Source organism: Polyangium jinanense, assembly GCF_028435365.1.
This window is the reverse complement of the sequence record NZ_JAGTJJ010000015.1, coordinates 61,415-83,567: the sequence shown is the minus strand read 5'-3', so window position 1 is coordinate 83,567 and position 22,153 is coordinate 61,415. Positions and strand designations below refer to the sequence as shown.

At 69.7% G+C, this 22,153-nt stretch carries 15 protein-coding genes; 7 read left to right on the top strand and 8 right to left on the bottom strand.

Annotated features, from left to right (window positions below):
• Positions 1-83 precede the first annotated feature (83 nt).
• Positions 84-1,910, top strand: a complete 1,827-nt coding sequence (locus tag KEG57_RS24455; protein ID WP_272423357.1) for a GAF domain-containing sensor histidine kinase — start codon at positions 84-86, stop codon at positions 1,908-1,910.
• On the opposite strand, the gene KEG57_RS24450 is transcribed toward KEG57_RS24455, so the two are convergent.
• The 6 genes from KEG57_RS24450 to KEG57_RS24425 form a co-directional block, all read right to left on the bottom strand.
• Positions 1,904-2,473, bottom strand: a complete 570-nt coding sequence (locus tag KEG57_RS24450) for a hypothetical protein (RefSeq protein WP_272423358.1) — start codon at positions 2,471-2,473, stop codon at positions 1,904-1,906. The two genes, KEG57_RS24455 and KEG57_RS24450, sit on opposite strands and share 7 nt — an antisense overlap.
• Positions 2,474-2,494: 21 nt before the next feature.
• Positions 2,495-4,645: an amino acid adenylation domain-containing protein gene (locus KEG57_RS24445; protein WP_272423359.1), complete on the bottom strand. Its 2,151-nt coding sequence runs from the start codon at positions 4,643-4,645 to the stop codon at positions 2,495-2,497.
• Between the two features lie 82 nt (positions 4,646-4,727).
• Positions 4,728-5,336, bottom strand: a complete 609-nt coding sequence (locus tag KEG57_RS24440) for a hypothetical protein (protein ID WP_272423360.1) — start codon at positions 5,334-5,336, stop codon at positions 4,728-4,730.
• 634 nt (positions 5,337-5,970) lie between these two features.
• Complete coding sequence (gene lipB / locus KEG57_RS24435; RefSeq protein WP_272423362.1) at positions 5,971-6,768, bottom strand: lipoyl(octanoyl) transferase LipB; 798 nt, start codon at positions 6,766-6,768, stop codon at positions 5,971-5,973.
• Positions 6,768-8,258 carry an HD domain-containing phosphohydrolase gene (locus KEG57_RS55705; protein ID WP_272423363.1) on the bottom strand — a complete coding sequence of 497 codons (1,491 nt, stop codon included), beginning with the start codon at positions 8,256-8,258 and terminating at the stop codon, positions 6,768-6,770. The genes lipB and KEG57_RS55705 overlap by 1 nt, the downstream gene beginning before the upstream one ends.
• A 59-nt stretch (positions 8,259-8,317) precedes the next feature.
• Complete coding sequence (locus KEG57_RS24425; RefSeq protein ID WP_272423364.1) at positions 8,318-10,609, bottom strand: pseudouridine synthase; 2,292 nt, start codon at positions 10,607-10,609, stop codon at positions 8,318-8,320.
• 359 nt (positions 10,610-10,968) lie between these two features.
• Here KEG57_RS24425 and KEG57_RS24420 point away from each other — a divergent pair, with 359 nt between their 5' ends.
• Entirely contained in the window at positions 10,969-12,309 is a 1,341-nt protein-coding gene (locus tag KEG57_RS24420; protein ID WP_272423365.1) for a hypothetical protein, read from the top strand.
• Here the strand turns inward: KEG57_RS24420 and KEG57_RS24415 are convergent.
• Complete coding sequence (locus tag KEG57_RS24415) at positions 12,278-13,198, bottom strand: matrixin family metalloprotease (RefSeq protein WP_272423366.1); 921 nt, start codon at positions 13,196-13,198, stop codon at positions 12,278-12,280. The two genes, KEG57_RS24420 and KEG57_RS24415, sit on opposite strands and share 32 nt — an antisense overlap.
• A gap of 16 nt (positions 13,199-13,214) precedes the next feature.
• Positions 13,215-13,550 carry an iron donor protein CyaY gene (gene cyaY / locus KEG57_RS24410; protein ID WP_272423367.1) on the bottom strand — a complete coding sequence of 112 codons (336 nt, stop codon included), beginning with the start codon at positions 13,548-13,550 and terminating at the stop codon, positions 13,215-13,217.
• A 106-nt stretch (positions 13,551-13,656) separates the two neighbouring features.
• Between cyaY and KEG57_RS24405 the strand changes: the two genes are divergently transcribed.
• The 5 genes from KEG57_RS24405 (at position 13,657) to KEG57_RS24385 (ending at position 22,152) form a co-directional block, all read left to right on the top strand.
• A complete protein-coding gene (locus KEG57_RS24405; RefSeq protein ID WP_272423368.1) occupies positions 13,657-15,219 on the top strand; it encodes a serine/threonine protein kinase in 1,563 nt (520 codons plus the stop codon).
• Between the two features lie 11 nt (positions 15,220-15,230).
• Complete coding sequence (locus KEG57_RS24400; RefSeq protein WP_272423369.1) at positions 15,231-16,637, top strand: sodium:solute symporter family protein; 1,407 nt, start codon at positions 15,231-15,233, stop codon at positions 16,635-16,637.
• Positions 16,638-16,812: 175 nt separating this feature from the next.
• Positions 16,813-17,910: a hypothetical protein gene (locus tag KEG57_RS24395; RefSeq protein WP_272423370.1), complete on the top strand. Its 1,098-nt coding sequence runs from the start codon at positions 16,813-16,815 to the stop codon at positions 17,908-17,910.
• Positions 17,911-18,121: 211 nt separating this feature from the next.
• Positions 18,122-21,325 (top strand): carboxypeptidase-like regulatory domain-containing protein, encoded by a 3,204-nt coding sequence (locus tag KEG57_RS55700; protein ID WP_272423371.1) that lies wholly within the window; start codon positions 18,122-18,124, stop codon positions 21,323-21,325.
• Positions 21,326-21,348: 23 nt separating this feature from the next.
• Complete coding sequence (locus tag KEG57_RS24385) at positions 21,349-22,152, top strand: hypothetical protein (protein ID WP_272423372.1); 804 nt, start codon at positions 21,349-21,351, stop codon at positions 22,150-22,152.
• The last annotated feature ends 1 nt before the right edge of the window (position 22,153 follow it).

Below are 22,153 nucleotides of genomic sequence, written 5' to 3'. Positions count from 1 at the left end.
CGCCCTCGGCGCGCGCATCGCCGCCGAGGAGCGGCGCGGATCTCTTCCGCCTGTGACCCGATTCCGAGTACGCTCGGGGCATCATGGCCGCCCGCCGTACGATCGCCGCGACAAGGCCGAGCCCCTCGCTCCAGGCGCTCCTCGGCCTGTCCGGACTGCTCGCGCGCGGGAAGGCCGGCGGGCTGCTCTCCGAGGCGCTCGCGCTCGTCCTCGAAGGCGTGGGCGCCCAGCGCGGCGCCGCGTACGAGGCCACCGAGGACGGTCTCGAGCTCGTGGCCGACGTCGGGCTGCCCGCGACGCTGCGCGCCTACATCAGCACATTCCCGAGCTCCGAGGTGGCCTGGTTTCCAGCACAGACGGCCGTCAAGAAAAGGCGCGTGGCCACGGAGACGGACGCCGCCCCGGCGCTCGCCGGGCGGATCGATCCCGAGCTCGTGAACGTCTCCGGCTGGGGGACGATCCTCGCCGCGCCGATCATGATTGGCCGGGACGTGCTCGGCGCGCTGGTCGTCGCCGCGCCGTCGCCGGAGATGCTCTCGCCCGAGGCGACGTTCGTGCTGGAGACGGCGGCCAACATGCTCGCGTTGTCTTTGGCGCACGAGAAGGCGCGCGATCGCGCGGCGATCCTCGCCGAGGAGGCGAAGCCCCGCGCGGGCACGCACGAGCGGCGCGGCGCGGACGCGAAGCTCGCGCGGCTGGCGATCCTGGGCTCGCTCGCGGCAGGGTTCGCCGACGAGATGCGCTGGCCGCTGTCGTCGCTGGGCACGCAGCTCGAGGAGCAAGAAAAGCTCATCGGCCACCTGCGCGTGAGGTTCCCCGGCGTGGCCTCGGCGCTCGACGATCTGGCGCGGATTCAAGACGAAGCGACGACGGCGCTCAAGTTCGCGCGGACGGCGGGGACACGGCTGCTCTCGGCGCTGGAGGAGTCGAACGCGGAGCCCGTGGACCTCGAGGATCTGGCGCACGAAGCGGCGGCGCTCGTCGAGCCCACGGCGCGCGGGCGCCACGTGGATTTGCTGGTGACGGCCGTGCACGGGTCGTCGCCGGTCGTGGTGGGGAAGCGGAGTGATCTCGGTCAGCTCCTGCTCGCGCTCCTGACGAACGGCGTGGAGGCCTGCGCGGTCGCCGCCGATGCGAACACGAAGGCCGGCGAGGAGCGGCAAAAGCCGCTCGTGTGCGTGACCATCACGCGCGACAAGGAGCTGGTCGTGATGCGCGTCGAGGACTCGGGGCCGGGCATCCCGCCCGATGTGCGGGCCCAGATTTTTGATCCACTCTTCTCGACGAAAAAGGAGTCGATCGGGCTCGGGCTGACGCTGGCGCGGCAGGTCGCAGTAGCGCACGGCGGGACGGTGGAGCTCGATCGGTCGGATCTCGGCGGCGCGCTCGTCAAGGTCGTGCTGCCGGCCGCGCCGGCGGGCGTCTCGGTGACGCGGGACCACCCGCCGCCGCCCTCGCGACGGAAACCCTTGATGCCTTCGTCGCCCCCGGACAACCCCTCCACGGCCCGCGACGGCTGGACGTCTGCCCCCAAGGCCGTCGAGCAAAGGACGTCCCGGAGGCCCGTCCGCGCGCCGCTCCCGGTCGGAAACGCGCTCATGGTCGCCGCGGATACGGACGTGTGCGCGCCCACGCAACGGGTGCCGCGGACGCCTTCCGGAACGCAGGCGGCGCAGACGCCGAAGGTCCCGGCGGCGGTGACGTCGCACGGGTCGAGGACGACGCCGCGCGTGACCATCGTTTCGTCGCCGAGACCACGCGACTCGTCGCAGATCACGACGCAGAAGCTGCCGCCGAAGGTCGCGCGCGCGAGCACGACGCCGGGCGGGACCGTGGTGCCGACCGCGCGGGTGCCCGAAGCGCCACGAAAGGCGCCGCGATCGCGCCGGTCGAAAGAATCGCCTCAATAACCCCAGACGTATTCGGCGCGGAGGAAGGCGCCGATCATCTGGTCGACGCCGCCCTTCGGGCCGAGGAGGAGCACACCGTAACGGCCCGACGCGCCAATCGTAAAACTGCGGTTGACCTGGTAGTCGAGGCCAAACGGAAGGGAGAGGCCGAGGCGGCCGCTCGTGCAGCCCGTCTCGCCGGCCGCGCCGCAAGGGTCGAAGGCCGAGACGGCATACCCGCCGACCATGACGCCCACCCACGGGACCCAGCGCAGGACATCGACGACGTATCCAACGCCAACGCCGCCGCCGGCGAGGAGGACGGGCGGAGAGCCGGGGGCGAAGCTGCCGTCGACCTGGACCATGAGGTTGAAGGCGTCCGTGAGGCCGTACGTGCCGTGCAGGGCGACGCCGACGCCGTGGAGCGAGGTCGCCGTGGTGGGAATGCTCCCGCCGGGCAGGACGAGGGAATACCCGAGCCCGCCGCCGACGTGCCACTGCCGCTCGTAGGCCTCGGCCGCGGGCGCGAAGGCCACAATCGAGAGGATCGAAGCAAGGAGCAAGGGCGCGCGGGTCCGTCGCATCGGACAGAGCGATAGCACCTTTTACAGGTCGAGGTGCCGCGCGAGCTCGATCCGTGTCGGATCCGAGGCGACGCCGCGCAGGAATCGATAACGCGCCTCCCAGCGCGCCGCGGCCTCGGCGTCGCCACGCATGCGCGCGGCGTCGGCCCGGGCGAAGGCATAAGAGCGGAGCGAGAAGCGGCGCGTGTCGAAGGCGGAGACCGCGTCGAGCCAGACCTCGATGTCCCCCTCGGAAGGCTGGAGCAAGCGTCCTGCGAGCGCGAGGTGCACGCCGAGCCAGGGCGGGGCGTCGCCGCGATCCCGGAGCGCCGCCCAGCGTCCCGCGCGGCGGAGCAGGGGATCCGCGGCCGCGAGGCCGACCCAGCCGTCGAGCGCGCGCGCGACCCGCGCCGATTGCGCGACCGCGTTGCCGGCCCGATACGGTTCGAGCGGGTTGCCGAAGCCGATCCACGTGAGCGCCGCACCCGCCTCGACGTCCGCCCACGATGGCGGCGGCGCGGTCCTCGCGCCGAGCGCCGCGAGCTGCCAGCGCGCCCGCGCCGCGAGGAGCACGTCGCGGCAAGCCTCGGCCCGCGCCTCCGCGCGTTCGGCCGACGTCCGTGCCTCCTCGCGCTTGCCGAGCGCCATCGCAAGCTCGGCCCGCTGGAGCGCGACCGCGGCGGGGATCCTCGGATCCGAGGCGATTTTCCCCTTGAGCTCGTCCTTCGCCGGTGCGTCGTCCACGGCGAGCTCCGCGAATGCCTTCTCGCGATCACCGGCCAGCCGGAACACGTTCGACCGCACGAGCGCGCGCCCGTGCGACCCGAGGCCGAGCGCGGTCGCGGCCTCGTCGGCGGCGTTCGCTCCACCCACGGCGTCACCTTCCCGCGCGAGGGCCATCGCCGCTTCGAGCCAGAGCGCGCCCCGCGTCGCGACGAGCGCCTCCGCGGTCGCGCCGCGCGAGCCTTCCTTGGGCGCGCGGAGCTTCGCTTCGAGGCCGAGCACGCCGCGCGCCGCCGCGACAAACGCCGCCCCCGGGACCACCGGCGGCGGCTCCGCGTCGCCGAACTCGGGACGCCGCTCGGCGAGCCACTCGGTCGCGGTCCACGCGATCGGCGCTGCGAGCGGATCCTCGTCGTCACGCGCCCGCGAGAGCCGAGCGATCTCGTCCGCGTTGAGATCCGCGCCCGCCGCGATCACCGCCGCGAGCAGCGCGATCCGCGCGCCCGGCCCGCGTGGACCACTTGAAAGGAGCGACCTCGCGGCCGCGATGGCCGATTGCACGGGCTCGGTCGCCTCGCCGTTCGCGTGCGACGTCGCGAGGCGGAGCCGCAGGAGCGCGCGTTGCTCCACCGCGTCCGCGCCGCCCGCCTGCGGCTTGTCCGGCATCGGCGGCGGCGACGCTCCGGCGCGCGCGGCGCACGCGACGAGGAGCGCGCGGACCTCGCCGAAATCCCGCGTCATTCCCTCGTACCGTCGCGATGCACGATCATCCTGCACGAACGGCAGCATCTCGAACCCGCGCTTCGGATCGTCGCCGAGGCCCATGCAGAGCACCGTGGCGATCGCCGTGCGGTGATCGTGATCGCGCGGATCGTAGTCGGCGTATCTCCTCGCGAGCGCCTCGGCGCGCTTCGGATCGGCTTCGAGCAGCGCCGCGCGCATCGCCGCGATCCGCACGCGGAAGTCGAGCCACATCTCGCCGCGCCCGAGCAGCGTGCGGCGATCGCCCACGGCGTCCGCTTCCCGCCCGACATCCGGCGCGCCGGCCGAGCGGCCGAGCTCGTCGAACGCGACGCGCTGCGAGCCGTCCTTCACGACCGCCGCTTCGAGATCGAGCGCCTCCGCGGCCTTCGCGAGGCCCTCGGCCGACGGCGACCCGACGGCCGCGTCCACGTAATTGGCCAGCGCGATCCGCGCGTTGAGCTCCTCGGCCCGGTAACGCGCGCGGTTTGCCGTCAGCGGCAACCGCGCCGGGAGCAGCATCCATTCGATCGACTTCCGGCACGCCGGCAGCTCGGGCCCGCGCGGCGCCTCGTACGACGCGAGGCACGCCTTCGCCTCGCGCGTCCCGTGCGCGAGCATGATCTCCGGCACGGTCACGAACGCAGCTGCGCCCGTGCCGAGGACGGCGACGCTGGCGAGCGCGATCGTCTGCGCCTTGCTCAGCTGCTTTTGCCGCGTCGCGCCCATGTGGCGCCCTTCTTAGCTGATTTTCGGTCGGCGCTGCACGGGCGAGCGATCGATCCGAGGCTTCTTTTGCGCCGTTCGCCCGTCAAATCACCGTCGACGCCACGGCGATCCCGGCCGCGATCGAGCCGAGGCCGGCGAGGGCCTGCAGACGCGGGCCGAGCGACGGGGCGACGCGGGTGAGCGAGCGCATCGGCCAGGCCACGAGCGCCGCGATGAGCGCCATGCCGATCACCGACGCGAGCCCGAAGACACCCACGAAGACCAGCGCCGCCGTGCGCGCCTGCATCGTGCTCGCGACGAGCAGCGTGAGCGCCGCCGTCCCGGAGGCGCCGTGCACGAGCCCGACCAGAAGCGGCCGCTTGACCGTCTTCGGAGGCGCGCTGTCCTCCGCGACCTTTTGCCGGCGCGACACGAGTGCGCCGATCCCGAGCCCGACCAGCATCACGGCCACGGCGATGTCGAGGGCGAGGGCGATCGAGGGGGGCACGGTCGCGCCCGAGGCCACGAGCGCGCCGCCGACGAGGACCATCACGGCCCCGTGCCCGAGCCCCCAGAGCGCCCCGGACCAGGCCGCACGCGCGACCGTCCCGCCGCGCGCCACGAAGGTGCACACGGCTGCGACATGATCTGCCTCGAACGCATGCTTGAGCCCGAGACCAAGGCCGAGGACGCTCGCTGCCACGACGGACATGGCGCGCACCGTAGCACAGCGTGATCCATCTGTGTTACGTGGGGTTTGGGGCGAAGGGCGCCGTGAGGCGACCCGAAGCCCCAAGCGTAGACCCGATTTGGGGCGAAGGGCGCCGTGAGGCGACCCGAAGCCCCAAGCGTAGACCCGATTTGGGGCGAAGGGCGCCGTGAGGCGACCCGAAGCCCCAAGCGTAGACCCGATTTTGGGGCGAAGGGCGCCGTGAGGCGACCCGAAGCCCCAAGCGTAGACCCGATTTGGGGCGAAGGGCGCCGTGAGGCGACCCGAAGCCCCAAGCGTAGACCCGATTTGGGGCGAAGGGCGCCGTGAGGCGACCCGAAGCCCCAAGCGTAGACCCGATTTTGGGGCGCTTCACCAGGGAGGCCGACCCGAGGGCGGGGGCGGGGGTGGCTTGGCCGGGAACGAGAGGCCGCAGTCCTCGCAGACGACGGCGATGTCGAGCCCGTCGAGGAAGGGGTTTTTCCGTCGCCGCAGCGGCGTCGCCCGGCCGCCGCACCGCGGGCAGCGATCCGATGAGGGATCGGCCGACGTCGGAGAGACGGAGACCTGGGGAGGCGGAGGCGAAGAAGCAGACCCCACGGGCTACGAGGATCGCACGAAGCGACCTCGTGCGGAATCAGCCGGCGGCGGGTTTTTCTTGCTCTGCGGGGCCAAAAGATGCTCGGGCCTGCCCCGAGAGCGCGGCCTCGAGATCGGATACGTCCGAGATGTCCTCTACCCGCGCGACGGAAAGTTCGAGCCCGCGCGAAAGGAGCGCGTGGCACCCGAGCGCGACGTCACGCACGGCAGGCGCGCGGCCGACGAGCTCCTCGATCGACGTGACGCCGTGGTCGCGGATTCCGCACGGGACGATCATGCCGAAGCCGTTGAGATCCACGGACAGGTTGAGCGCGAAGCCGTGCATCGTGACCCATCGCGAGAGGCGCACGCCGATCGCGCCGAGCTTCGCGATCTCGCTGGCCCAGGGCGCGCCGGCCCACTCGCCGGGCTTTTCGCGATCGACCCACACGCCGATGAGCCCATCGACGACGCCCGACTCCACGCCGAGCTCGCGCGCGAGGAGGATCATCACCTCCGCGAGGGATCGGACGTAGCGGCGGACGTCGCATCGATCCGGCTTGAGATCGAGGATCGGATAACACACGAGCTGTCCGGGCCCGTGATACGTCACGTCGCCGCCGCGGCCGGTCTGCACGAGATCGACGCCACGCTCGGTGAGTCGCTCCTCGCCGAGCAGCACGTTGCCCCCGTCGGCGGAGCGGCCGAGCGTCACGACGGGCTCGTGCTCGACGAGCAGGATGAGGTCTTCGATGTGCCCGTCCGCGCGGAGCGAGACGAGGTGCTGCTGCAGCGCGTGGATGGGCTCGTAGCGCCGTCGACCGAGGAAATACGCCTTCGCCTGTCTCTCGCTCACTACTCCGGCACCTTGTCTCCGGCGCTCCGCCGCTCGTCGCGGTAGCCCTCGATGTTCTCGGTGAAGTTCGCGGCGACCTCGGGATCGAACTGCGAGCCGGAGCAGCGCTCGATCTCGGCCACGGCGACCTCGTGCGGCAGCGCGCGGCGATAGGATCTGTCACTCGTCATGGCGTCGTACGTGTCGGCCACGGCGATGATGCGCGCGATGATGGGGATCTCGTTGCCCTTCAACTTGAGCGGATATCCGCGCCCGTCCCAGCGCTCGTGATGCAGGTGTACGCCCGGGATGAGCGGGTGCAAGAACTTGATGGGATCGAGGATGTCGCGGCCGAAGACCGGGTGCTTCTTGAAGACCTCGTACTCGTCCTGCGTGAGCTTGCCGGGCTTGTTGAGGTTGAGCACGCAGCCGATCTTGCCGATGTCGTGCATGAGCGCGCTCTGCCGGACGATCTCCACCTCGTAGGCGGAGAGGCCGAGCTGCCTGGCGAGGAAGACGGCGTAGAGCGCGACGCGATCCGAGTGGCCCGAGGTGTACCGATCCATCTTGTCGATGGCCTTCGCGAGGCCCTGGATCGTCTGCTGGAACGTCGCCTGCAGATCCTGGTAGAGGCGCGCGTTCTCGATCGCAGCGGCAGCGCGCGAGGCGATGATGCTGAGGAGCTTGCGTTGCCCCTCGTCGAAGCGCCGTCCCTTCGAGAACGAGCCGAGCGCGATGAACCCCATGAACCGCTGGCCGATGCGCAGCGGCACCGCGACGATCGAGTAGAGCGGCACCTCGGGCGGCGCCGAGAAGAACTTGAGCCCGCGCGGCCCTTGCTCGAGGAGCGTCGCCTCGGTGCGCAGGTGCTCGGCGATCTTGTCGTGATCGAGCACGCCGATCGCCGCGTCCTCGGGCAGCAGAGGTCCGCGGATGTGCTGCCTTTCGAAGAGCCCGCCCTCGCCGTTGTCGAGCCACGTCGAGACGAGATCGCTGCGCACCTCCGAGAGGCAACTGTCGGCCACGGTCTCGAGCACCTGATCGAGCGAGAGGCTCGCCTGGATGGCCTCGCTGACCTTGTACAGCCCGAGCGCCTCGCGCAGCCGCAGGTTCTCCGCGGCCATGCGTTGCTTCTCGAGGCCGCGCTGCACGACGTGGATCACCTCGTCGAGCTTGAAGGGCTTGAGCACGTAGTCGTATGCGCCGCGCTTCATCGCGTCGATCGCGGTCTCGACCGTGCCGAACCCCGTCATGATCACGGTCAGCGCGTCGGGCGCGGTCTTGCCGATCTCGTCGAGCAGCGCGATGCCGCCCATCTTCGGCATCTTGAGGTCGCTGATGATGAGGTCGTAGTGCGACTTCGTGAGCTCCCCGAGCGCGGCGGAGCCGTCCTCGGCGGTGCGGACGATGTAGCCCTCCATGCCCAGGAAATCCGCCAGCATGTCGCGGATGACCTTCTCGTCGTCGACGACGAGGATACGCGGGCGCTCTTCCGTGAGTTGGGACGGCACGGCGCGAGCCTACCAGATCGTGGACTTTTGCGGGCGGTATGTAGTTTGGTCAGGTCCGCTCAGTCGTCGTCGGAGACGATGGCGTGACGGATCGTGCGGGGAGACTCGTCGAGCTCGGGTACGTGCTCGGTCGGCGCCTCCGTGATGGTCGGCGAGGGGAGGCCGCCCGGCGGGGCGTACGACGGCGGCTGCGCGTAGGCGGTCTGCGTGGCGTACGACGGCGGCGCCGCGAATGAGTCGGGCGACGCGTACGACATCGGCTCGGCGAGCGAGTCCGGCGGGTACGAGGGCGGCGGCGGGGCGAGATCGTTCGGCATCGGACCGATCGCGGGCTGCGAGTTCCGATCGAGCGGACGCGGCGGCGGCATGGGCGCGGTCGACGGCTCTCCGGGCAGCATCGACGAAGCCCGGTTCTCGCCGAGCGCGTGCTTCTGCTCGAGGAACTTGATCACGGACGAACCCGTCGCGCGCTCGAGCGACGCGCGCAGATCGCCCGGCAGCGTCGACTCGATGAGTAGCTTCGCGCCCGTGCGCGGATGCACGATCTCGATGCGGATGAGGTGCACGAACGAGCGATCGAGGCCGTGCTTCTCCTCGAAGTAGCGGTTCGTGGGCACGTGGCCGTAGCGCTCGTCGCCGAGCACGGGATGCCCGATCGCCGCGAGGTGGCGGCGGATCTGATGCGGCCTGTGCCCGTCGGGGATCACGCGCAGGATCGAGTGGCCCGAAGCGACGGCGAGGCGGCGGTACCGCGTCCTCGCCATGTAGCTGCGGCCGCCCTCGCGAAGATCACGCGCGATGGCGCCCTTCGTCGGCGTGACGCCCTTCGCGGCGACGAGGTAGATGAGCCGGCCGCTCGTGGCGAGCGCCGTCGTCCAGAGCTGCCGCGCCACCTCGTTGCGCGCGAAGATGCAGAGGCCGCTCGTGCCCGTGTCGAGCTTGTTCACCACCTTGAGGTTCGACACGCCGGGCAGCCGCAGACAGCGCTGCATGAGCGAGCCAAGGTACTCCGGTTGGTTCTCGACCGGCTCATGCGGGCCCTTCTCGACGACGATGACGTCGTCGTCCTCGTAGATCACGCGCGGCTGCGCGGGCGGGGCGCGCTTGAGCACGGCGACCGTCTCGACCTCTTCCGTCAGAGGGATCATGTCGATCGGAATGAGTTCGCTCGACGTGTAGCCGAGGCGGCTGAAGTGATCGAGGTCGCGTGCGAGCGTGTCGGGGTCGCACGAGACGTAGATGCAGAGCGGCGCGCCGAGGCGGGCGATGGCCTCGCGCGCCGCGGGTGAGACCCCGCGACGCGGCGGGTTCATCACCACGGCGTCGAACTTCTCGTTGTTCGCGAGCAGCGAGTTCACCACGTCGGCCGCGTCGCCGACGCGCGCGTCGAGCTTGCCGAGCCCCTGCGCTTCGGCCGCCGCGCGCGCGTTTTGCACCGCGGGCGCGAACGACTCCACCATCGTCACGATGTTCTTCGCGTGCGACAGCGCGATCGAGATCGCGCCCGAGCCGCCGTAGAGATCGAGGACGCGCGGCTGCCTGCGGTTCGTGCCCGTCTCGTCGATCAGGAGCTGCATGTCGAGCGAGGCGATCTCGCGCGTGATGAGCGCGTGCACGCGCGACGCCTGGCCGCGGTGCACCTGCACGAACGAGCCGAACGAGGCCACGTGGTACGTCGGCCCGATGCGATCCTCGGCGTGCGGCACGCCGTCGAGCACCATCGTCTCCGGCCCGAGGATCTGCGGCGCGTCCGCCTCGTGCAGGTTCGCCGCGATGCCCACGACGCGCGGCAAGAGCGACCGGAGCGCGCGCCCCGCCTCCTTGAGCTCGTCGCGCGAGGGCACACGATCTCGCTGCAGCACGAACGTGAGCAGCACACCGACGCGGTTGCCTTGTGCGGTCGTCGTCGTCTCCGGCAGCGCCGTCGTGCTCGGCATGTGCACCTCGCGCAGATCGATCGCGCGGAGCACGCCGCCGCCGTGCGGATCGTACGGCAAGAGCAGCCCGCGGGCCTCCGGCGGCGGCGACGCGATGAGCCCACGCAGCATCGTCGTCACCTCCGCGAGCGCGGGCGCGAGCACGCGACAGTTCGGGATGTCGATCACGTCGTGGTTGCCGGAGCGGCCGTAGAGGCCGATCCCGCCCGTCGACGACACGATGAGCTTCGCGCGGCCGCGGTAGCCCACGATCTGATCGCCGGGCACGACCTGGCGCGTATACAGAAGCTCGAGCGCCGGGTAGTGCACGATCGCGCTCACCACACGTGCGCGCTTCGTCGTGAGCTGCTGGGCGTAGTCCATCCCGATGAGCGGGCAGCCGCCGCATTGCTCGGCGTGCACGCACTCGATCATCGTCGACGGGATTTCGCCGGCTCGCAGGGTCCGACGCGTGGGATTCGAAAGAATACCCCGCCCGGTACCTGCGGCCCCGGGGGTGTTATCGGGACCGTTCGGCCCGTTTTTCCCTGCGCCTGGGTCCATCAGCGGTAGATTACAAGCGTCACTCGGGGACGTCGAAGCAGGAAAACTCGCGGCCCATCGTTTTCTTACTCGGGCGGGGAATCTCACCACCGGACGGTCGGGGCCGGACCCGGGGTCACCCTCGGAGGCCGCCGGATGAGGCCGGTGGTAACTTTGTCGGCACGGCTGCTCGGGGCCGCGTAGGATGCGGACCGGCGAGGGCGATGGCAGCCCGCGCGATCGACCGAGCCATGCCGAAGAGGCGTCCCAGCGCCGCAGGTCGCGACCGACGAACAGGCCCGGATCGTCCCGGGCCGACGTGGATCCGCCGCCTGCTCGGTGTCGGTCTCGCCGCCGCTGCCGGGTTTTCCTCCGCATCCGCGCGCGCCGCGCCCGGGGATGCGCAGGCCCAGAAGGGGATCGCGCTTGCCCGGAAGGGCGAATGCGGCGACGCCGTCCCGCTGCTCGAAGAGGCCGAGGGCATCCGGCATCGGCCCGAGACCGCGGTCGCGCTCGCGGGCTGTTACGAGATGGCGGCCGAGCTCCTCCAGGCGAGCGCCCTCTACGGTGTTGTCGCCGAGGAGCCGCCGGATCGGAGCCACACCCGCGGCGATCGCGCGGCCATCCAGACCGCCAAACGCAAGCTGCGCGACGTCGAGGCCCGCATTCCCACGCTCTCCTTCGTGATCCCGAAGGGCTACGAGGACGTCGTCATCACGATCGACGGCGAGCCCGTCGAGCAGCCGAACGAGCCGCAGAAGGTCGATCCCGGCGACGAGCTCGCCGTCGTGATGAAGGCCAAGGGCCGCAAGGAGCGCAAGGAAACGATCACCCTCGACGAGCGCGAGCGCCGTGTCGTCAAGCTCGATCTCGCGTCGCTCGGATCTTCGGCCGCGCCCGCGCCCGCGGTCCCATCGAAGGAGCCGCGCCTCTGGCTCGGCGCTGCGTACCGCGGCTACGTCATCCCGCAGTTCGCCATGAACATCTTCGGCGACGGCGGGCGGACCGTGATCGCGCCGGGCGGAGCGCTCTCGCTCGTGCGCCCCTCGGGCAACCTCGACATCACGTTCACGCTCGGATACGCGGCCTTCTTCCTCCAGCCCACGCCCTTCAAGCCGCGCGGCACGCCCGACACGGAGTACGAGATCGTCTGGGCCGATCTCTCCTCCCTGCAGGCATCGTTCGAGCTCGTATGGAACATCCCGCTCGATCGCGCGCAGCGCTTCCGCTTCCGCATCGGCGGCGGCCTCGGTGTCGGCTACACCTTCCTCGGCGGCCTCTATCGCACGCAGGCTTATCCGCCCGGCTTTGCGCCTGCGGATCCGTACACGTACCGGCCTTGCACCGCGCCGAACGATCCACCGGGCAGCTTCCGCTACTGCAACCAGCTCGACAAGGACGTCGACCATTACGGGGCCTACGAAGAGCCGAGCTGGTTCTCCGGGGGCGTGCGGCCGCTCGTCTACCCGTGGGTCGTCCTGCCGAGGCTCGGCGTCTCGTTCCGGCCCACGCCACGCGTCGCGATCGATCTCGACGTCGCGCCGACCCTCTCGGGCATCCTCACCGGCCTCGGCGTGCGCTTCGGGCTCTGATCCTTCGAGCTCCAACGAACCCGAGTGCCACGAGCGCGAGCGCCGATGCGGCGTGCCCCGCCTCGCCGCCGCCGGTTCCACCGCGCACGCTGCAATCGCCCTCCGTCTGCTTCGCCGCGCATTCCGGCGAGAAGCCGTGGCGGGGAAGGGGATTGCAGCGCGCCGTGTCGACGGGCTCCCCCGTGGGCGGATACGCCTCGCAGATCGCCGCGATGTCGTCCGCCGCGAGCGTGCGCGGCAACAGGCTCCCCGACGTGTAGTTCGGCCACATCGTCGCGTTCGCGTCCTCCGCGTGCGCGAGCCCGAGGAAGTGCCCGGCTTCGTGCGTCATCACGGAGAGCAGATCGGTCTGCACCTCTTCGGGGTTGTCCGACGTCGTGAAGGGGAAGCCGTGCGTGTTGACTTCCATGTCCGCGTCGTAGATCTCGCCCGTCTTCGTGTCGAACGTCACCGTCGTCAGCGCGATGTTGTGCGGCCCATCCGGGTGCGTCCACGTCGCGTCGCGGAACACGACCACGTTCGCGTTCCCCGCCTTCGAGTTGTACTCGACCCGATCACACGCGACGGCCCCGAGGTTCTGCACGTGGATGTTCGGCGGCCCCGGCAGCGCCGTCTCGCAGACCGGCTCCTCCCACGCCCGGAACGACTCCTCGACGACCGCCAGGGCCAGCGGGTACGGCACCTCCTCCGAGCCTTCCACCTGCACGCTCACGCCCACGCAAGGCCGCTTCCAGAGCAGCGGCTTGCAGGCCGGATCGTCCCAGGGCGGGGGCCCGCAGAGCTGGCCCTCGGCGCACGTCGAGGCGCGACAGTAGGCGTGGGCCTCGGACGCCGCGCTCGTCACGAGCGCGAGCCCGAGTGCGAGGGCGAGGCGAGGCGTCGAGCGCATGCCAGGGCCTCCGCGCTCAGGGGGTGAGCTCGATCGTCCTGCCGAGCTTGCGCGAGAGCACGGCTTGTACGGTCGCCCAGAGCTCTGCGCCGTCCTTCGAGGCGTTCCAGCTCGCGCCGCCCGTGCGCGGGTCGAAGTGCCAGGCGTTGCGTTCGGCGGCCATCCAGATTTGCCGCGCCGCGCGGTGGCTGTTGATGACGTACCGGGTTCCGTCCTGGAACTCGACCGTGAGGACCCCCATCTGCAGATCCACCTCGATCCCGTCCAGGTCGCCGAGCGCCCGCTCGAGCTTGCGCAGCGTGTCGTCCGCGGCGCGTTCGAAGTCCCGTTCCGAGATCCCCTCGGTGCTCATGGGTCGAACCTACCTCGGCCGAAGGCGACCGCCAAGCGGCCGCGCCCCGCTTTCGTTTGGCCTCGGAATTGACTAGGATGGTGAGTCACCCGAGGACGCCTAGCGCATGCCGGAGACGAAGAAGATCACCCCCGGCCTGGTCATCGCCGGTCGGTATCGCGTGATCCGGGAACTCGGGCGCGGCGCGGTCGGCTCCGTGCACCTCGTGCAGCACGTCCACACGGACGAACAGTTTGCGCTCAAACTGCTGCACGATCCGGCCGCGGCGAGCCCCGAGAAGATCGCCCGCTTCCGTGTGGAGGCGCGCGCGCCGGCGCGGATCGACAGCGATCACGTCGTGCGCATCACGGACGCCGACGTCGCGCCCGAGCTCAACGGCGCGCCCTTCTTCGTGATGGAGTACCTCCGCGGCCGCGACCTCGGCGCCGAGCTCGACCTGCGCGGCGCGCTGCCCGCCCCCGAGGTCGTGCTCTACATGCGACAGGCCGCTCGCGCGCTCGACAAGGCGCACGCCCTCGGCATCGTCCATCGCGACCTCAAGCCGGAAAACCTCTTCCTGATCGAGCGCGAGGACGGCGTCCCTTGCATCAAGCTCGTCGACTTCGGCATCGCCAAGCTCACGGGCGACGCGGCCACGATCGCGCAGATCGTCTCGCGCACGCAGACGGGCCGCATCTTCGGCACGCCGCTCTTCATGTCGCCCGAGCAGGCCACGGGACGCGTCTCGCTCGTCGGGGCCGCGACGGACGTGTGGGCCCTCGGCCTCGTCACGAACCGCCTCCTCACGGGCCGTGATCACTTCGAGTCCGACACGGTTGCCGAGCTCATCGGCAAGATCGCGTACGACCCGATCCGCCCGCCGAGCGCGCTCGGCACCTCGCTCGGTCCTGCCTACGACGCCTGGTTCCTCCGCTGCTGCCATCGCGAGATCGGCAAGCGCTTCCGCTCTGCGGGCGAGGCCGTCACCGCGCTCGCGGCGGCGCTCGGGATCGAGGAGGGTGACGCGCTCATCGACGCCGTCATCTCCTCGCGGCGCGCGCTCGGCGGCATGGCCTACAGCGAGACGATGCGCGCGCCGCCCTCGTCGGGGCGTGACTCCATCGACATCCTCCTCGACGCCCTCGAATCGAAGGCTCCGCCGCCTGCGTCGGCCTTGCCCGCGAGCACCCCGGCGCTCCCTCCGAGCGCCCCGGCGTTCCCCGCGATCAAGCCTCCGCCCGTCCCTCGGCTCCCGGCCACGCTCTCGGATCCGCATCTCCCCGCGCACGTGCACACGCCTCCGCCTCCGCCTCCGTCGAGCACGGTCACGAGCTCGGCCGACGCCGTGGTTCGGCCTGCACTCGACATCCCGCCTGCACCTCGCGCCTCGCGTGGCTCCGTGTACGTCGGCCTCGCCGTCGCTGCTGCGCTCGCGGTGGGCCTCGCGCTCGGCGTCGTCTTCATCCAGTCGAGCGGCCCCGACGCGCCTCTCGCCACGACGAGCGCCTCTCCTGCGGCGTCCGCCCTCCCGTCCTCTGCCCGCGCGAGCCTCCCCCCGCGGCCTTCGCCATCTGGATCGTCCCTCCTTCCGGCCTCCTCGGTCGCGCCGGCCCCCTCGGCTTCGGCTGCGCCCAGCGTCCTTCCTCGCGGCACCTTTCCCCGCAAGGATCCGCTCTCCGGCCGCCACTAGGATCTTCTTCGTTGAGCCCCGATCGCCTCGTCACCCTCTTTGTCGTCGCTGGCTACCTCCTCGCGCTCATCCTCGCCGGCGCCTACGTCACCCGGCGATCCAAGGGCTTTTCCGACTACGTCACGGGCGGCGGCAAGATCCCCGCGTGGATGCTCGCCCTCTCCTTCATGGCGAACTTCGTCAGCTCGAACTCCTTCGTCGGGCATGCGGGCAAGAGCCACGAGGTCGGGCTCGGCTGGTGTGTCGTCGCCGGCTTCCTCGTCGTCGCCTGCGCGCTCTCCTTCCACCTCTTCGCCCCTCGTTTCGCCGAGTTTGCCCGGACGAACGGCGCCCTCACCCTGCCCGATTTCTTCGAACGCCGCTTCGGATCTCGCCCCCTCGCGGTCTTCGTCCAGTGGATCGTCGTCGTCACGACGCTCCTCTACGTCCTCGCCGTCTTGCGAGGCACGGCCCTCGTCGTCGCATCGGGCCTTGGCCTCTCGTATTCCGCGGCGCTGCTCGTCGTGTATCTCGTCACGATCGTCTATTGCCTGCTCGGCGGCCTCTGGGCGGACGTGCTCACGGACGTCGTGCAATCGGTCGTCCTCCTCGCCGGCGCGGTCCTGCTCTTCGTCGCGGTCGTCTCCGCCACGCCCGATCCTGCCGCGCCCGCGCCTCCGCCGCTCCGCCCCCTTTCGATCGCGCAGCTCGTCGCGGTGGGTTTGTCGGGCGCGGTCAAACTCGTCGCCGACCCCAAGCAGGTCATGGTCTTTTATGCCTTCGGCGACGCCGCGCAGGCCCGCCGCTTCCGGCATTTCGCGCCGCTCCTGCTCGCCCTCGTACTCGCCTGCCTTTTCCCCGTCGGTTACCTCGCGCGCTCGCTCGTGCCTCTTGTCCGTGACGTCGACGAGGTCGTCCCGCGGCTCGTCTTCGAGCGTGGCCTCCTCGGCGCCGCCTTTGGCCCCGTCTTTCTCGTCGCGCTCCTCGCGGCCTCGATGTCGTCGCTCGACTCCGCCTTGCTCATCGTCGCCTCGTGCCTCGAAAAGCACGTCGTCGCCCCGCTCGCCCGACGGGAGCCGAGCGAGCGCCGCACCCGCGTGATTCTCTTTCTCGTTGCGACCCTCGTCTTCGCGCTCTCCTTCCGCCCTCTCGGCGACATCGTCTCGCTCTCGACCCTCGCGGGCGCCCTCCTTGGCGCCTCGCTCTTGCCGATCCTTTGCGTGGGCCTCTTCGTCGACGCGCCCATTCCTCCGCGTGTCGCCCTCGTCTCCCTCACGTTTGGCCTCCTCGGCGCCCTCGCCGGCAAGCTTGGCCCGAAGGCGCTCGGCCTCCGTTCGCCCTGGCTCCAGGACATTTTCGTCGGCCTTCTTCTCGCGACCTTGCCCCTCGTCGTGCACTGGGTCCGGCGCCCCCGCGCCCCTGTTTCCGTTCCCGGCTGATCCCGCCTCCGGCCGCGACGCACGGAGACGTGGTCCGGACGAAGATACGTTTTTCGGGGACGTACAAAACGCCGGAAAATCCGAGAAATCGCCCGGATCCTGCGTGGAGTTTCCATTTTTTACGGGTCAGACTCATCCCCGGAACACCTGGCTTGTTTTCCGGGGGGGGCCTTAAATGAACACGAATCGAGCATTCGTGGCGGGTGCCGTGCTCGTGGCATGGGGAGCGCTCGCCGCGTGTAGTAGCTCGGATACGATCGAGCAACGGATCGGCTCGGAGGGCGCCACGAGTCCCCAAGGGAGCATCGGCGCCGCGACCGTGGGGGCCGGCGGCCCAGGTGGAATGGGCGGCGCCGGAGGCGCGACGATCGGGAGCGGCGCAGACAGCACCGGCGGGGAAGGTGGAAGCGGAAGCGGCGGCGAAGGCGGCAGCGTAAACGCCGGCGGAGGCGGCAGCGGAAGCAGCGGCGGAGGCGGAAGCGGCGGCGCCGGCGGAATCGATCCCACGGGGGGCGGCGGCTTCGGCAGCGCCGCAGCCGGCTGCATGATCGATCTCGACTGCGACGACGACATCGACTGCACGACCGACGAATGCGACGTCGGCCAATGCAAGCATACGCCGGACAGCGGGAAGTGCGACAACGGCAAATATTGCGACGGCGCCGAGGTCTGCAACCCCTCGGCTGGCTGCGTCGGCAACTCCAAACCCTGCGACGACGGTGTCGATTGCACCCTGGATACCTGCGACGAAGCGACCGACGCTTGCGGCCACACGCCCGTCGACTCCCTCTGCGACAACAAGATCCACTGCGACGGCGTGGAGACTTGCAACGCCATCCTCGGCTGCCTGTCCTCCGCCCCGATCGACTGCAACGACGGGATCTCCTGCACGAACGACGCCTGTTCCGAGTCGTTCGATGCCTGCATCTTCACCCCCATCGATGCCGCGTGTGCCTCCGGTGAGCTCTGCATCGCCGCGGTCGGCGGCTGCACCGCGGCCCTGCCTTGCGCCGCGAATGCCGATTGCGACGACGGCATCGCCTGCACCTACGACCTCTGCTACGACCCGGGCGGCGTCTGCGTCCATTACGCGCAGGACTACGTCTGCGACGACGACGTGTTTTGCAACGGCGCCGAGATCTGCGACCCATTCCAGGGCTGCACGGCAGGCTCGCCGGTCATCTGCAACGACGGCATCGACTGCACCGAGGACATCTGCGACGCCACGACCGACGCCTGCAAGGCCATCCCGCACGAGTCGTCCTGCCCCTGACGACGGCAAGCCCTGCGGGGCTGCTTGCGCAACCTGATCGAATTGGCTTGCGCGATTTGTGCAAGCGCCCCTTGCGCAGATCGCGCGCCGTGAAACCGGCCCCGCTCCGGACCTCCTTATATACCTCGCGAGGATCGCCCCCGCGCCCTCGTGGCACGGTCGCTGCTCTTCGGACCCTCGAGCCCGCGGGGCGGGCTCGAGGGAGGTCCACGTGAGACGGCCGAATCGAGTTTATCTCCTCTGCGCGCCGGCCCTCGCCACGGCGATCGTCTGCTTCGGCAGCGAGGCGCTCGCGCAGGGCGGTGCCACCATTCAGGGCAAGGTCATCAACGCCGAGACGAACAAGCCGGTGCCGGACGTCCTCGTCACGGCCACCTCGCCCGCGCTCCAGGGCGACGAGGTCGCCGTGACCGACAAGGCGGGCAATTACCGCCTCCCGAGCCTGCCGCCCGGCGACGGATACGTCATTCGCGCCGATGGCGGGACGAACTTCCGGCCTTATGCCTCCAAGCCCTTCACGCTCCGCGCGGGCGGCACGGCCCTCGTCCAGATCCAGATCCTCCCCGAGGTCCTCGAAACAGGCATCGACATCCGCGTGGAAGCCACCGTGCCCGTCATCGATTACACGACCGGCGTCAAGACCAGCGTCGGCCCCGAGTTCACCCGGCGCGTCCCGACGAACCCTCCGACCGGCAAGGGCGGCGCGACCCGCTCCTTCGAGGGCCTCGCCACCATCGCCCCCGGCACCTTCACCGACACCTACGGCGTCTCCGTCAATGGCACGACCTCCCCGGAAAACGCCTTCGTGATCGACGGCGTCTCCGCCAACGACGCCGCCTTCGGCATCCTCGGCACCCCTCTCTCCAGCGAGTTCGTCCGCGAGGTCAACGTCATCACGGCCGGCTATTTGCCCGAATATGGCCGTTCGATCGGCGGCGTCATGGATGTCGTCACGAAGAGCGGCTCGAACGAATTCCACGGCTCCTTCTTCAGCGCCATCACGCCCGGCGCCCTCGAGGGCCGGCGCACCCGCATTCCTCGCGAGGGCAGCACCATCCAGACGAGCCCGAGCCTCGCGACCATCCAGGACATCGGCTTCGAGTTCGGCGGCCCCATTCTGCGCGACAAACTCTGGTTCTTCACGGGCGCGAGCCTCGCGATCCAGAAGACGCGCCTCGATCGCACGCTGAACAAGCTCCTCTACGTCGAGAATCCCGACGGCACGCCGGCCGAGGATTCCATGGGAAACCCCATTCCGATCCGTGATCCCGAAACCGGGTTCCAGCAGACCTCGGTCCTGCCCGGGACGGAGAAAACCTACTATGCCACGAGCCGGACGTACCAGTACATCGGAAAGCTCACGTGGAAGGCCCATCAGGACCACAACGTCTCGCTCTCGGTCTTCGGCGCCCCGCAGACCTCGGGCGGCAACGGCGATTATCCGTTCAACCTCCAGACCGGCGGATCTGCGCCGAACCTGCAGGGGCCTTACGCGGCGTTCGGCGGGATCAACGAGTCTTTCTCGAACAACGTCGTCCTGAAGACCTCCTCGTCCTTCGCCGAGAAGAAGTATCTGCTCGACACCACGATTGGCTGGGTCTACGGCTCGCTCACCCAGGCCGCCGCCGACGGCAGCGGTGTCTCCGACATCGGCTCGCCGGGTACGATGGCCGGGATCCCGAACGTCGCGTGGCGCAGGTCCACGGGTGGGCGGTATCCGATCACCGAATTCGAAACCCTCCCGGCGGCCGCGCGCGAAGCATGCGCGCCGGGCGGCAGCCAGGAGATCGCGGCGCTTTATTGCCCCGTCGTCAACTACTTCACCGGCGGCCCCGGCATCATGCGTCAGGCCACGCAGAACCGCATCCAGGGCCGCGCCATCTTCACGGCCATCGGCAGCCTCCTCGGCCAGCACATCGTCAAGGCCGGCATCGATTTCGAGGCCCTCGATTACACGAGCGCCCGCGGCGTCAGCGGCGGCAATGCGTTCCGCGAGAGCTCGGACGGCGCAACGTTCCTCGACGCGCGTCGCTTCGGCTTCCTCGAGGGCCCCGACCGCGCCGTCTTCCTGAACTCGTTCTCCACCACCTCGCGCTCCTATACCATCGGCGGGTTCGTCCAGGATAGCTGGAGCATCCTCGAGCGCGTCACCCTGAACCTCGGCGTCCGTTATGACGCGCAGGTCGTCACGGGCAATGACGGTCGCATTGGCATGACGCTCCCGAACCAGTGGTCGCCCCGCGTCGGCGTCATCTGGGATCCGACCAAGCAGGGCCGCGCCAAGATCTTTGGCAACTTCGCGCGGTTTTACCAGGCCATCACCCTGAACCTCGTCGACCGCTCCTTCCCGGGCGAGCTCAACATCTACTCCCTCCGCGGCTCCAACGCCTGCAATCCGCGGGATCCCGCGCAGGTCCACGGGGCTTGCGACGACCCGAACAATCTCATCACGATCACCGGAAACAGCGATCCGACCCGGAAATTCGGCGCCACCGGCTCCGACCGTGTCCCGGTGGATCCGGACATCAAGCCTCAATCCTCCGACCAGCTCGTCGTCGGCGGCGAATATGAGCTCTTCGATAACGCGAAGATCGGCGGCGCGTACACGCACCAATCGCTCAACTATGCCGTCGAGGACATGAGCCGGGACGAGGCGAACACGTACTTCATCGGCAATCCCGGCCACGGCATCGCCAAGGACTTCCCCGAGGCCGTCCGCGATTACGACTCGTTCATGATCTTCTTCGAGAAGGCGTTCGCGAACCGCTGGCTCGCGCAGGCGAGCTACACCGCGTCCTACCTTCGCGGCAACCTCGCCGGCCTCTTCCGGCCCGAGACCCAGCAGCTCGATCCGAACATCAACTCGGACTTCGACCTCATCTCGCTCCTGCCGAACCGCGAGGGCCCGCTCCCCGGCGACCGCACCCATTCCATCAAGGTCTTCGGCGCCAAGGAGTTCATTTTGCCCGGCAACATCTCGATCAGCGTCGGCGGCAGCTACACCGCCCGCTCGGGCACGCCCATCAACGTCCTCGGCGCGCACCCGCAATACCTCACGGGCGAGGTCTTCATCTTGCCGCGCGGCGAGGGCGGCAGAACGCCCTGGGTCCATTCGATCGACACGAACGTCACGGCCGGCTTCCAGCTCGGCAAGGACCAGACCATCACCTTCGGCGTCGACATCTTCAACATCTTCAACTTCCAGGCCGTGACCGGCGTCGATTCCAATTACACGTTCGCCGACGTCCGCCCCATCGAGGGGGGCTCCATGGACGACCTCCCGGCCGCGAAGGGCAAGCTCGTGTACTGGGACGGCCAGCCCTTCAGCGACGTCGACAAGAACCCCAATTTCGGGAACCCCAACGGATTCCAGCTTCCGCGGCAGTTCCGCTTCAATGCGCGGGTGACCTTCTGAACGTGCGGACGAGGAGACAAACCATGAAGAAACGTCATTCCTTCCTCGTTGCCGCGGCCCTCGGCCTCGGCCTGGCCTCGTTCGGCGGCGCGTCGTGCTCGCAGCCCCCGATCCAGTGCGTCGTCGGGCACGGGTCGTTCATCGCGAAATATTCGCTCGTGGAGGGCACCGGCTCCTGCGCCGACCTCGTCGGCGAGGAGATCGGCCTCGCCACGTTCCTCGCGCCGAACGACGATCGGACCCTCGCCGATTACGACAAACGCAGCATTGCCGTTCAGTCCGACACGTTCGGCGGCCTCATCCGCGAGCGCGAGGGGCTCGGGGCAGGGGAGGAGGACGTGCCCTATGCGTTCGGCGCGTACACGACGAACCCCGACGAGCGTGATCTCTGTTATGCTGGCGGCGCATCCGGCACCGCCGCGCTCGCGCCCGCCGAGCTCGACCTCCCCGAGGCCGAGACGATGGACGCCATGGGAAACCCCGTCACGCTCCCGGCGAAGAGGCTCCGACAATCGTGGGAAAACCTCTCCATTTACGTCACCGCCGCCGCGCCGGGCACGCAGGTGGTCGGCACGATGAAGTACGAGGACCTCATGGAGGGCTGCTCGGCGACGTACACGTTCGTCGCGCTCTTCCCGGCGGTCCAGTGCGCGAAATCGGACGCCGACGGCAACCCCACGAACGAGCCGGACGACGCGCTCTGCGATCCGACGGGCAATGCTGCCGAGGGCCGCACGCCCTCCGGCATCAACCCCGATTACCGCGTGAAATGTGATCCCACGCTGCTCTATTGCGTCCTCGACGAGACCCCGCGCGCCGCGCCCTGAT

Coding starts and splice junctions, on each gene's coding strand:
- KEG57_RS24455 (WP_272423357.1), top strand. CDS start 84: ATGGCCGCCCGCCGTACGATCGCCGCGACAAGGCCGAGCCCCTCGCTC.
- KEG57_RS24450 (WP_272423358.1), bottom strand. CDS start 2,473: ATGCGACGGACCCGCGCGCCCTTGCTCCTTGCTTCGATCCTCTCGATT.
- KEG57_RS24440 (WP_272423360.1), bottom strand. CDS start 5,336: ATGTCCGTCGTGGCAGCGAGCGTCCTCGGCCTTGGTCTCGGGCTCAAG.
- KEG57_RS24395 (WP_272423370.1), top strand. CDS start 16,813: ATGAACACGAATCGAGCATTCGTGGCGGGTGCCGTGCTCGTGGCATGG.
- KEG57_RS24425 (WP_272423364.1), bottom strand. CDS start 10,609: ATGATCGAGTGCGTGCACGCCGAGCAATGCGGCGGCTGCCCGCTCATC.
- KEG57_RS24385 (WP_272423372.1), top strand. CDS start 21,349: ATGAAGAAACGTCATTCCTTCCTCGTTGCCGCGGCCCTCGGCCTCGGC.
- cyaY (WP_272423367.1), bottom strand. CDS start 13,550: ATGAGCACCGAGGGGATCTCGGAACGGGACTTCGAACGCGCCGCGGAC.
- KEG57_RS24415 (WP_272423366.1), bottom strand. CDS start 13,198: ATGCGCTCGACGCCTCGCCTCGCCCTCGCACTCGGGCTCGCGCTCGTG.
- KEG57_RS24420 (WP_272423365.1), top strand. CDS start 10,969: ATGCCGAAGAGGCGTCCCAGCGCCGCAGGTCGCGACCGACGAACAGGC.
- KEG57_RS24405 (WP_272423368.1), top strand. CDS start 13,657: ATGCCGGAGACGAAGAAGATCACCCCCGGCCTGGTCATCGCCGGTCGG.
- KEG57_RS24445 (WP_272423359.1), bottom strand. CDS start 4,645: ATGGGCGCGACGCGGCAAAAGCAGCTGAGCAAGGCGCAGACGATCGCG.